This window comes from Wolbachia endosymbiont (group B) of Ischnura elegans, from assembly GCF_947251585.1.
In the GTDB taxonomy this organism is placed as follows: domain Bacteria; phylum Pseudomonadota; class Alphaproteobacteria; order Rickettsiales; family Anaplasmataceae; genus Wolbachia.
In genome coordinates this window covers 126,988-138,843 of sequence record NZ_OX366371.1, presented here as the reverse complement: position 1 = coordinate 138,843, position 11,856 = coordinate 126,988, and the positions used below count along the sequence as shown (strand labels likewise).

11 protein-coding genes are annotated in these 11,856 nt (G+C 35.1%); all 11 read left to right on the top strand.

Annotated features, from left to right (window positions below; all coding sequences use genetic code 11):
- Window positions 1–25 precede the first annotated feature (25 nt).
- Window positions 26–625, top strand: a complete 600-nt coding sequence (gene recR, locus OPR58_RS00670) for a recombination mediator RecR (protein ID WP_405197680.1) — start codon at window positions 26–28, stop codon at window positions 623–625.
- Window positions 626–628: 3 nt separating this feature from the next.
- A complete protein-coding gene (locus OPR58_RS00665; RefSeq protein WP_010403185.1) occupies window positions 629–1,849 on the top strand; it encodes a KAP family P-loop NTPase fold protein in 1,221 nt (406 codons plus the stop codon).
- A 158-nt stretch (window positions 1,850–2,007) separates the two neighbouring features.
- Window positions 2,008–3,912 (top strand): molecular chaperone HtpG, encoded by a 1,905-nt coding sequence (gene htpG / locus OPR58_RS00660; protein WP_265023209.1) that lies wholly within the window; start codon window positions 2,008–2,010, stop codon window positions 3,910–3,912.
- Window positions 3,913–3,977: 65 nt separating this feature from the next.
- Complete coding sequence (locus OPR58_RS00655; protein WP_265022769.1) at window positions 3,978–4,952, top strand: hypothetical protein; 975 nt, start codon at window positions 3,978–3,980, stop codon at window positions 4,950–4,952.
- Window positions 4,946–7,231 (top strand): ankyrin repeat domain-containing protein, encoded by a 2,286-nt coding sequence (locus OPR58_RS00650; protein WP_265022768.1) that lies wholly within the window; start codon window positions 4,946–4,948, stop codon window positions 7,229–7,231. The genes OPR58_RS00655 and OPR58_RS00650 overlap by 7 nt, the downstream gene beginning before the upstream one ends.
- Window positions 7,232–7,386: 155 nt before the next feature.
- Window positions 7,387–7,704 carry a hypothetical protein gene (locus tag OPR58_RS00645; RefSeq protein ID WP_265022767.1) on the top strand — a complete coding sequence of 106 codons (318 nt, stop codon included), beginning with the start codon at window positions 7,387–7,389 and terminating at the stop codon, window positions 7,702–7,704.
- A 642-nt stretch (window positions 7,705–8,346) separates the two neighbouring features.
- Window positions 8,347–9,291, top strand: coding sequence for an IS110 family RNA-guided transposase (locus tag OPR58_RS00640; RefSeq protein ID WP_265022222.1), 945 nt, complete (start codon window positions 8,347–8,349; stop codon window positions 9,289–9,291).
- A gap of 236 nt (window positions 9,292–9,527) precedes the next feature.
- Window positions 9,528–9,923 carry an ankyrin repeat domain-containing protein gene (locus tag OPR58_RS00635; protein WP_320109917.1) on the top strand — a complete coding sequence of 132 codons (396 nt, stop codon included), beginning with the start codon at window positions 9,528–9,530 and terminating at the stop codon, window positions 9,921–9,923.
- Window positions 9,904–10,503 (top strand): ankyrin repeat domain-containing protein, encoded by a 600-nt coding sequence (locus OPR58_RS00630; RefSeq protein WP_265023207.1) that lies wholly within the window; start codon window positions 9,904–9,906, stop codon window positions 10,501–10,503. Before OPR58_RS00635 ends, OPR58_RS00630 begins: the two co-directional genes overlap by 20 nt.
- Complete coding sequence (locus OPR58_RS11365; RefSeq protein ID WP_458694764.1) at window positions 10,439–10,573, top strand: TomO hydrophobic C-terminal domain-containing protein; 135 nt, start codon at window positions 10,439–10,441, stop codon at window positions 10,571–10,573. Before OPR58_RS00630 ends, OPR58_RS11365 begins: the two co-directional genes overlap by 65 nt.
- Window positions 10,574–10,637: 64 nt before the next feature.
- On the top strand, window positions 10,638–11,834 hold the full coding sequence (gene hemA, locus OPR58_RS00625; RefSeq protein ID WP_211908736.1) for a 5-aminolevulinate synthase: 1,197 nt from the start codon (window positions 10,638–10,640) through the stop codon (window positions 11,832–11,834).
- Window positions 11,835–11,856: the final 22 nt, after the last annotated feature.

Genomic DNA, 11,856 nt, shown 5'->3' with positions numbered 1-11,856 from the left:
TATATCCTGAATTTGTTAAATGAACATTAATATAAAGAATTTAGTTCATGCTTTTTCTAAATTGCCAAGTTTAGGTCCATCATCATCACGAAGGTTAGTTATACATTTGCTCCAAAATAAAGAGAAAGTCATGCTACCGCTTGCATCTTTGATTAGAGAGCTAGCGGATCTTATAATAGAGTGCAAAATTTGTGGAAACCTAGATACTAAATCGCCGTGTTCTATTTGTACTAACCCAAAGCGTGACACCAAGTTAATGTGTGTAGTAGAAGAATTGGGTGATCTATGGGCATTTGAAAAAGGGAATATATATTCAGGTATGTATCATGTTTTGGGTGGAAGGCTATCAGCAATAAATGGCATAGGTCCAAAAGAACTGAATCTTGATAACATTCCCAAAAGAGTTACAGAATTTAAAATTGAAGAGGTCATTATTGCAATCAATCCGACATTAGAAGGCCAAGTTACTGCGCAATATATAATTGAATTGCTAAAGAATTCGAATGTAAAAATATCGCGCCTTGCTTGTGGTATACCGATAGGTGGAGAAATTGACTACCTAGATGAAGGGACTCTGAAGATAGCGCTTACGTCAAGACAAGAGTATGAGTTAAATATAAAGTAAGGTATGTGCTTAAAAAAACTTACATCGCTAATAACCTTCAGAAAAAAAGAAGAGAAACAATTGCCTAAGGTAATAAATTGGGAAGGTGATTGCTTGGGTTATAAGCAAATTGCAAGTAAATTTAGTTCTATAATCAAGACAATCGATAAGTCTTTTTCAATCGTATCCTTAGAAGGATATGATAAGTGGGGTAAGACATTTTTTTTGAAAGAATGGGTAAAGGATCTAGAGCAGCAAAATGAAATTGCAGCTTATTACAGCGCATGGGATATTAGTGCGCTAGATCAACCATTGCCTTCTTTTTTGCATTTCTTGTTTGAGGATCTATTCGCATCATACAAAGTAAAAAGGAGTGTTATACAGCAGTTCAAAAACATAAACCAAGAACTATTTTCTCTCAATACATTAGGAAAGCTGATCAGTAAATCTCCACTTGCTATGCTTTCAGTATTTCTCGATGCTGCAAAAGAGGCTGATAAGAAAGACATTGGTTTTGTCTTGGGTGAATTAAATCTTCTCCAAAGGAGAAAAGAGAACATTAGAGACTTTAAGATACAACTAGCAGATGTGGTTAATAAAATCAGGAAAGACAAAAACATTTATATAATGGTCGATGATCTTGATATATGTCGCCCTAAATTCATTGTCGATTTTTTAGAATCCATAAAGTACATGCTTGATGTCGAGGGACTGGTTTTCATTATCTCTGTTAGCCAAGATAAGAGTAATGTGCAAAGAGCAATTAGCACAATACTTGGACCAAATTTTAGCCTAAAATCTTTTACTGATCTCTCTTTGCATTTGCCAAAACAGCCAACAGAGCAGTTTATAAGAAAACTGTTTGAAAGTTCTGAATTACCGAAAAAATCAAAGAGCTTAATTATAGATAGCTTTATATTTTATGCAGAAAGCTTCTCATTATCACTGCAGGCAATACAATACTGTATAAGGAGAATAAAGCTATGTTTTTTGAACCATGCAAAAGAAGAATTACTTGATCCGAATTTATTTACATTTTTAGTAATACTACAGTCAGTAAACACTGATTTGTACGAGGAATTATATTCATCACCTCAGAAAGTACTGGAGAAGATTGAGAGTGATTTAATGCCAAATGGTCAAGAAGAATGGAAAAAGCTTAAAATCTCTCTTGAGACTACTTTTAAAAAAAAAGAATCAAAGACTAACAAATCTTTGAAGCAAATAAGAGATATTATATTCTAGCACTTTCTTCTTAATTTGCATGACACAATGGTTGTACTTATTCCAGTTTAGCATTGGAACCATAAGTTGGCCCACATAAATTTTAGCATGTGTGACCTTGAAAGATCGCAGTGCAATACTTAAATTATTAGAGTAGTAGGCTAATAATGGAGCTCAAAATGCACAACATACAAGAAACTGAAAGTTTAAAACTTGACGCTGAAGTAGGCAAAGTACTAAATATAGTAATTCATTCACTTTATACTAATAAGGATATTTTCTTGCGTGAGTTAATATCAAATGCATCAGATGCATGTGATAAATTGCGCTATGAATCACAATTAAATGCTGATTTATTAGATTCAAGTGATGAGTTGAAGATTACTATTAGCTCCAGTAAAGATAAGAATGAGCTGTATATAACCGACAATGGAATTGGCATGAACAGGCAAGATTTAATAGATAATCTTGGCACGATTGCAAGTTCTGGTACGCAAAAATTCTTGGATGCAATTAAGAATAATAAAGATTCGAGCCAAGCTGTAGAGCTGATTGGAAAGTTTGGTGTTGGTTTTTATTCAAGCTTCATGGTTGCTTCAGAAGTTATAGTAGAATCAAGGAAAGCCGGAGAAGAAGAGTCTTGGGTGTGGAAATCTAAAGGAGATGGAGAGTATTCAATCAGCAAATTAGATGGTCAAATCTCTCGTGGCACAAAAATTACGCTCATCATGCGTCCTGAAGAAAGCGAATTTTTAGACAAATTCCGTATTGAAAACATTGTTACTACTTACTCTGACCACATAAATTTTCCCGTTGAGTTTGTAAATGAAGAGGGAAAAAGTGAAAAATTAAACAGCAAAGCTGCAATTTGGACTAAGCCAAAAAATGACGTTACTCCAGAAGAGCACAACGACTTCTTCCGTGGTGTTGCACATGTGGGCGGTGAGCCTTGGATGATATTTCATAATAAAAATGAAGGTGCAATAGAGTATACGAACTTGCTTTATGTTCCTTCTATCAAGCCTTTTGATTTATTTCATCCAGATAGACGCTGCTCTGTAAAATTGTATGTAAATAAAGTGTTTATCACTGAAGATAATGTGCAGATTATACCGCAGTACTTGCGTTTTTTGAAAGGTGTGGTTGATTCACCGGATTTGCCTCTCAATATCAGCAGAGAAACACTGCAAAATAATCGTGTAGTTGAGCAGATTAGGAAATCTTTAACTAAGCGCATAATATCAGAGCTCGGCAAAAAAGCAAAAGAGAATTTAGAGGAATATACAAAATTCTGGGGCAATTTTGGTGCGGTGTTAAAAGAAGGTCTTTGCGAAGCTATGCCAACTGATGAAAGAGAAGCATTGCTTTCCATTTGCAGATTTCATAGCACCAGTGATGGTAAGCTAGTTAGCATTGATGATTATATAAGCAGAATGAAGCCTGAACAGGAACATATCTACTATCTCACAGGTAATAGTCTCGATTCAGTGAAAAACAGTCCACAACTTGAAGGATTTGTCAGTAAGGGATTGGAGGTGCTTCTATTTGTTGATCCAGTTGATGATTTCTGGACTAGCGTAATTCATGAATATAAAGATCAAAAATTTAAGTCTGTAACTCGTGCAGATGTTGATTTAGAAAAATTCTCTTCAGAAGAAGGTAAGAAAGATGAAGAAAATAAATCAGATGAAAACAAAAGCGAAGAAAACGCGGATTCTATACTCGAATACTTCACCAAGGTTCTTGGAAGCTTAGTAAAAAGTGTAAAGATCTCTAAGAAATTAACCGATAGTCCTGTGTGTCTAGCAGTTGATGAAGGAACTATGGATCTCCGTATGGAGCGTTTTTTACGTGAACAGAAGCAGCTAAATTACCGCACGCCAAAAGTACTTGAAATTAACATTAAGCATCCTTTGATAAGAAACATAATGGAATCTCACGCTGAAAATGGTGAAAATCCAACACTTGGAGATATGATTTACTTATTGTTCTATCAAGCTTGTATAGTGGAAGGTGAAGAGATGGAAGACGTAAGTCTATTTGCTAAAAGGCTCAATAACTTGCTTGGCAAAATTTCTATTTAATGCTATACTTAGTTTAGCTAATAATGAGGGGGTAAAACATGGGGTGGAATTTACTTGGTGGGCTCATGCCGCCAGCAGTAGATACTGCAGGAGAAAGTGAGCGACGCCATTCTGGAGATTCAGGCACTGAAGAGGAGTTTGAAATTTTAGGGCGAGAAGAAATTAAGGAGCGTCGCTACTCTGGAGATTCAGGTGATGAGAGTCAAGAAGAAGCTGATGTGAGGGATTCTGATGTTGAACCTAGTGTACCAATTATGTTACAGTTTCAACTAACACAATCTCTGCTAAGTCAAGTAAAGGCAAGTGAGAATAATAGGAATGCAAATTCTGGCAAGCAAGCTTACAAAGACCTACCCAGGATGGATTTTGTAATTAATGGTCAAGTTATAGACAAGAATTTCGTTAGCCAGCTTCGTGATAAATGTAATCAAAATGACCAACGCCAAATTGCAAAACATGTTTTTACAAAAATGTTTGAACATGCTAAAGCAGAAATTCCAAATGATAATCTATTAGAAGAATTAATTACTAGTTGCAATCAGGCTGGTTATGATGGCTCTTTGTTAATGCAGCTCTCTCTTATATTTTTGGGACACGGTTTGCAATTGCCTGATGCTAATGATAGACATATAGAGATTGTCTGTAGTGATCAGGATTCTTTAAACGTTAAATATTGTCCAAATATGCCTGTTAAGCAACTGGGTAAAGAAATATGCAGGGTTGATGCTATTTTAGAGTTCACCCTTAAGTTTCGAGATAGTAAGGTAGAGTATGAAAACGGCAAAGTAACATTTGCCATTCCTGAACAATTAGAGAATTACAAAGCTGATGGCAAAAGTTTGTTAGATGAAATAAATAGGCATTTCGAAGATGAGGATAATAGAATTACAGAGACTCTTGAGAAAAATATGAATGAAGGACCTAAGTCATTTGCTGCTGAAGACTTGTCTATTACTGAGAGTTCATCTGATAGTAGTGAAGTAGCAAACAAAGTAGTTACTGATCCAGGCATTTTGGTAATGTTGCGAATGTATTGGTAGGTGTTGCAGAAGTTACAGCAGTTGTAGCAACAGAGTTATTTTGGCCTCAAGATCAGGTTAATATAGAACCAAGGCATAATGAAGAAGAATTTACCATTATCCCTGAAAATTTAACCTTTGATGGATTAATAGACGTTATAAATAAAGCAAAAAATTATGGTGATTACACAGGTTTAGATAAAACTATAAATAATATAGAGGAAAGCGATAGATTTATTACTGATTTGAATTGTGGTAATTTGAAGGATTTTTGCTCTCAACAGCTTAATTTGACTGATCATATGCACAATGTGCTGTTGAATAATAGCTATGATGAAACAAATGGTTATTATAATTATTCAGTAAAAGAGCTTTCACTACTAGCCATTGCAGCTGATGACACACTTGTGGAAAGGTATGCAGAAACGCATAAAAGTATATTATTTACGCAAGATGAAGGTCTCGATAGGCTACTTATTGGTGTTGGTGGACAGCGCTATACTAAGCTTTTATTAGAAGATTTGGAAAAAAATCGAAGTACTATTCTACCTTGGCATAGCATATGTGAAAAACTTCGAAGGGCGTTGTCTATTCGTAATCAAGAATGCGTGAAAGCGGTATTAGATAAATTTAAAGATACTGAAGCCAGGTCTAGAGTTTCTGATATGTCAGAAAAATTTTTGCACTATGCTATACAACAAGATTTTATAGATGTAGCAAAGACTATTATTAATCATAAAATTGCTGATATTAATAGTATAGACAATTCAGGGCATGCACCTTTGCATTGGGCTGTGGCACGTAATAATTTAGAATTAATGGGCTTGCTTATTGGAAATGGCGCTGAGATTGATATTCAAGATGAGAGGCATGGCAGAACAGCTTTACATTGGGCTGCTTACCATGATAAATTTGAAATAGTAAAATTACTTGTAAACAAGGGAGCTGATTGGAACATTAAAGATAGAGATGGCAAAACAGCTTTAGATCTGGTAGGAACGAAAAGTTTATATTTGGTAAGGGAAGAAAACAGGGAAAAATCTTCTAGTGAATCAAAAATCACAAAATTTCTTGAAGGTTTAGATGATAAAACACCTTTGCATTTAAATATTAAAAAAGATCCAGAATCCAAAAATATTGATAATCAACGGCCACAAAGGAGTATTGTTGATAAAGAAGAAAATATTATGAATAATAAAAAGGTTTCAATAGAAAAAACTATAGATAATAATAATTATAGGAGGGGTAAAATGCCTAAAAATATAGAAGAGAAATTGTCTAATGATATCTTCGCTCTTAATTATGAAGAAGTAATGTCTTTAGTGGAAAAGGTAAGGAAAGAGGACAATAGTGTAGACACAAAGCAAATCTTGAATAAAGCCTTAGAAGACGCTAATAAGACGGAAGTTGGTAAGAAAGATAAACTATCTCAAAGCAAGCTCGCAAAAATTAAAATATTTCTTGAAAAAGAGTTCGAGCATGTTGCTGCATTATCAGTGAGTGGTAATATAGCTGCTACTGCAAGTAGCCAAGAAATTACTGTAGTGGAGCGTAAAGAAAGCGAGCCGGATTCACCATCACTGAGTTCTGAAGATGATGATTTTTCTAAACTTGAAAGTGACGATTCTCCTAGAATTTCTTCAGATTCTCCTTCGTTTGATATTATTTCTGAAACAGAAGTACCTGAAACTGCAGCAGAAATGCCTTCAATGGTCACTGAGGGAAAGTCTGATGATCTAAATGACGAAAAAGATGATCAGCAAAATCTTACAATACCTAAAGCTGTAGATCAGGGTACATCGCCTATTCCCGAAAGTCAATGTGGTACTGCACACAATGAAGAAGATTTTACTGTTCTACCTCAATCATCATCATTAGGTTTTGCAAATGAAAGTGTTAATACCGTAATATCAATTGATAATAACAGAAAAGAGCAAACTTCTAATAAACCCGCCAAGCATGTAGAACAAGTTGCTAACGAAAATACACAACCAAAATCAGTAGCTAATAAGCAAGCTAGTAATAGCAACAAAATTTACACAAAAGAGAATAGCGTTAAATGGCCTACTGTGGCTACATGGATGTTTGCAGTAACTGGAGTACTTTCATTAGCTGCTGCACCAGTTGCATATTTTGCTCTCGGTACTAGTCTGCTGGTAGCAGGAGTAGCGGCAGGCATTGGAGCTTTCTGTATAGTTGCTGCTATAGCTGTACATTATTATAATAAGGCACCTTCAGGTCCACTTAAAGGACCAGATGTTGAGGAGGTTGTTCGTAATGCTGCTGTAGAAGCAAGTTAAGAAATAGTAGTCTATCATTTAATAATTTATTATAATTATATTGATTGTTAATAGATAAAAACTTGGTAGACTACGAAGAGATGCTTGCTAAGTTGACAAAATTGCCATTTAATGCTACACTTAGCTTAGCTTAGCTACTAATTAAGAGGAAAAACATGTTAGGTTCAGATTTTGTATCACAGGAATCAAACAAAATTTTAAAGAAATCAGATTCTAGGGATTCGGGAACTGAAGAAGGGTTTGAAATTTTAGAACGAGAGGAAAAAGAGCGCCGTCGTTCTGAGGATTCAGGTAATGAAAGTCAAGAGGAATCTGGCGTTAATAATTCTGATACTAAATCTAGTGCAGTAACTACGTTAGAATTTCAGCTAACGCAATCTCTGCTGGGTCAAGTAAAGGCAAATGAGAATAATGAAGATGTAAAGTCTGGTAACACAGCTTATCAAGACCTATGTAGAACGGATTTTTTGTAATCAATGATCGCACTATAGATAATAGTTTCATTAAAGGGTTATATGATAAATATAATGAGGGAGATGATAAACGTCTGTTTGCAAAGTATGTTTTTACGGAAATTTTTAAACATGCTAAAGCAGAAGTTCCAAATGACTATATACTGGAAGAGTTAATTACTAGTTGCAATCAGGCTGGGTATGATGGCTCTTTGTTAATGCAGCTCTCTCCTATATTCTTTAAGCATAAACTAATCTTGCCTCATGCCAATGATAGAAAGATAAGTATTGTATATAATAGCCAAGGTTCTCTCAATGTTCAGTATTGTCCAAGTATGCCTGTCAGGGAACTTGATACAAATAGGGAAATATGCAGGGTTGATGCTATTTTAGAGTTCACACTTAAATTTCATAACGGTGAAGTAGAGTATGAAAATTGTAAGTTAAAAATGTGATATAAAAGAGATAAGAGGGAAAGATAACCCTACTCACTATAGGAATAGGGCTATCACGGGCGTGTGCGACCGAATGAAAGTTGGTATTACAACCGTAGCCATCAAGGTAAACTAGCCCCATCTCTCGATACGTTTGAATAGTTGCATGGGACATATGTATGCACCCGTTTACAATCTTAAATTAATTAAACTATCGAGGTTATTTATTATGATTACATCTTATCAAAATTTCATTGGCATTGATATCGGAAAATTTAAAAATGTTGCTGCAGCTTATAACCAAAGGAGCGCTATCAAGTTTGACAATGATGCTACTGGTTGGCAACAGTTGTTTCAAAAATTTTCAGATATCCTACCTAATTCTCTAGTAACTTTAGAAAACACTGGAAAATATGAGCTTGGCTTAGCACATTTTCTTGTTGATAAGAATGTTGCTGTACATCGAGCTAATACTCGTAAAGTAAAAAGTTTTATCATATCACATGGAACTTTAGCAAAGACAGATCAATCAGATGCAAGAGCCCTTGCTCAATATGGTTTTGAACGCTATAGTGCTCTATCTCTATTTGTGCCTATGTCAAAAGAACAAACCGCCTTAGTTGCACTCTGTCAACGTCGTGATGACATTACACAAATGAGAACTCAAGAGAAATGTAGGCTTGCAGCACCTGAAAACGACTATATAAAGGAAAGTTGCCAAAAAACAATAGACTTTTTTACCAGTCAGATAAATGAGTTCAACGATGCCATACAAAGAATTATTGATAAAAATCCAGAGTTACAAAAGCGTCAAAAGATCTTGAGAACAGTGCCAGGAATAGGTCTCAAGTTATCACAAGTTTTTGTGTGTCTAATGCCAGAACTTGGCCACCTAAACAAAAAAGAAGTTGCAAGTCTTGCTGGAGTTGCTCCACATCCAAAAGAAAGCGGTAAAACTATTGGTTACCGAAGGATAACAGGTGGTAGGAGCAATGTTCGTGCAAAGCTTTTCACAGCTGCTATGGCTGCTGCAAGATCTAAATCTGCACTTGGTGCTTTTTATTCTGATCTTATTGGTAGAGGTAAAAAGAAGATGGTAGCTATAACAGCTCTAATGCGAAAAATCATAGTAATTGCCAATGCAAGACTTAAAGAAGCAATTAATATGAAATAAAAAATCTGTATAGAAAATAGGTTAACGAATATGTGCGTCTACACACATTTAAAGCACATATTCGTTAACCATAAAATCTAAGCAGTGCTTGCTGTTTGATATAAATTTCTTTCTGTATAAACTAGGGTTTTTGTTGCCAAAATACATTTTTCAATTGAATAAAAATACAAAATTATCAACAAATGAGACTAAATTCAAAAAATTTTAAAAAACATAGTTGAGGTAAAGTAACACTTATCATTCCTGAGGAATTAAAAGCTGGTAGGGAAAGTTTACTAGACGATATTAATGAACGTTTCACAGATTATGATAATGATGGATTTATTCGTTTACACGTTGCAGCACAAAAAGGTAATGTTGAGCTTGGCAGGCGTTTACTAGAATGTGGTGCAAATATTGAGATTAAATCAAAAACAAAAGTAGGTGGTGACACTGCACTTCATTTAGCTGCCAAGAGTGGTCATAAAGATTTTGTGAAGCTTTTACTTGATAATGACGCAAATGTTAATTCAGTAAGCAGTACAGGCAGCAGAGTAACTCCTTTACATGAAGCAGCATATAAAGAACATTCAGATGTTGCAGAATTGCTAATAAAGCGTGGTGCAACAGTTGATGCTAAAGATCGGCAATAACTTTACTCCTTTGATGTATGCTTCTGCAAGAGGTAATTTGGAGATGGTGAGATTACTTTTACAAAACAATGCAGATCTTTATTTACAGAATAATAATGATGAAACTGCACTGCACTTAGCTGCTGATAATGGTCATTCTGATGTAGTTGCCATTTTAATAGGTGCAGCAAAAGATAGAGAAAAGTATGTTAATATGCAAAGCAACAGTATTGGTACTGCGTTGCATGTTATAGCTTATAATCGAGAAATAAATGAAGAGCATAAAAAATCTGCAAAATTGCTACTAGACAATGGTGCAAGCCCGTATTTAGAAAATAATCCAATTATTAATACACCATTAGATACTCTTTTGAAAGGAAGCTCTTTAGATATGGCAAAAAAACGAGGAAATAAGGGATTTTTGGAACTTATGGAATCTTGGGGTCATTCAGCAACCGTACCAAGCAATTCAAAGAATGATCCACAAAACACAAAAAAGTATGTCGTAGCTGCTTCTGCGCTTGCAATGACTGGGTATTGCCTTAGGAGCAGCAGTTGCAGTTTGTTGTCTTATTGCAGCTACAATTACGTACTGCTATAGGCCTAAAAGCTTAGTTGAGGATAATCAGTTCAAAAAGGTTATGCAGACAGAAGAATGTCAGTCTAAGTAATAAATATAGTAGTCTATCATTTAATAATTTATTATAATTATATTGGTTGTTAATAGATAAAAACTTGGTAGACTACGAAGAAATATTCTTAAATAAAATCAAAGATATAAAAGAAGAAGGGCGCTATCGTGAATTTACGCATTTTGCGTCATTACCTGGCAAACTTCCCTATATTATGGATTATGAAAGAAATAGAGAGGTTATTGTCTGGTGCAGTAATAATTATCTGGGAATGTCACAAAACGATAGTGTCATTGCTGCTATTCAAAATTCATCTGTTGGTGCTGGAGGAACAAGAAATATATCAGGTACAACAAAGGAAGTTGTTGAGCTCGAGAAGTCTTTGGCTGACTTGCATCAAAAAGAAGCTGCTTTAACTTTTGCTTGTGGCTATCTTGCCAACCAAACTACACTTAGTACTTTATCGTCTGTTATTCCGGGCGTGGTAATTTTTTCAGATGAGAAAAACCATTCTTCAATGATAGAAGGTATAAAATCAGGAAAAAGACCGAAGCACATATTTAGGCATAATGATGTTGATCACTTAGAGCAGTTGCTAAAGTCTATAGATATAAAAACGCCGAAAATAATAGCACTTGAATCTGTATACTCAATGGATGGTGATGTAGCACCGCTTGAAGCGATATGTGATCTAGCAGATCAGTATAATGCAATTACCTATTTGGATGAGGTACACGCAGTTGGCATGTATGGACCGCGCGGTGGCGGAATTGCAGAAAGAGAAGGTTTGATGGATAGAATAACTGTTATTCAGGGTACATTATCAAAGGCTTTTGGAGTGATGGGTGGATATATAGCGTCTTCAAAGAGCTTGGTGGATGTAATAAGAAGTTCAGCCCCAGGATTTATTTTTACTACTGCTATGTCACCCGTTTTAGCAGCAGCAGCAAAGGCAAGCGTTGAGCATTTAAAATCGAGCAATGTTGAAAGAGAGAAGCAAAAGCAGTCTGTTGAAAAGGTAAAAGACTCACTGAGAAACGCAGGAGTGAATTTTATGCAAACAGAAACTCATATAATTCCAATCATAATTGGCGATCCTGAGTTGTCCAAAAAAGCATCAAAATTGTTATTTGATGAGTATGGAATATATGTACAACATATAAATTACCCAACAGTTTCAAAGGGGACTGAGCGCTTCCGTATTACTCCTACGCCTTACCATACAAATGAAATGATAGAGCATTTAACAAAATCTCTTGTAAAAGTTTTTGAGAAATTGTCTGTTTGTGTCTGTTGTTGAGTTTAAAGTTGCCAAGAATAAG

Coding starts and splice junctions, on each gene's coding strand:
- OPR58_RS00665 (WP_010403185.1), top strand. CDS start 629: ATGTGCTTAAAAAAACTTACATCGCTAATAACCTTCAGAAAAAAAGAA.
- htpG (WP_265023209.1), top strand. CDS start 2,008: ATGCACAACATACAAGAAACTGAAAGTTTAAAACTTGACGCTGAAGTA.
- OPR58_RS00655 (WP_265022769.1), top strand. CDS start 3,978: ATGCCGCCAGCAGTAGATACTGCAGGAGAAAGTGAGCGACGCCATTCT.
- OPR58_RS00645 (WP_265022767.1), top strand. CDS start 7,387: ATGTTAGGTTCAGATTTTGTATCACAGGAATCAAACAAAATTTTAAAG.
- OPR58_RS00640 (WP_265022222.1), top strand. CDS start 8,347: ATGATTACATCTTATCAAAATTTCATTGGCATTGATATCGGAAAATTT.
- OPR58_RS00630 (WP_265023207.1), top strand. CDS start 9,904: ATGCTAAAGATCGGCAATAACTTTACTCCTTTGATGTATGCTTCTGCA.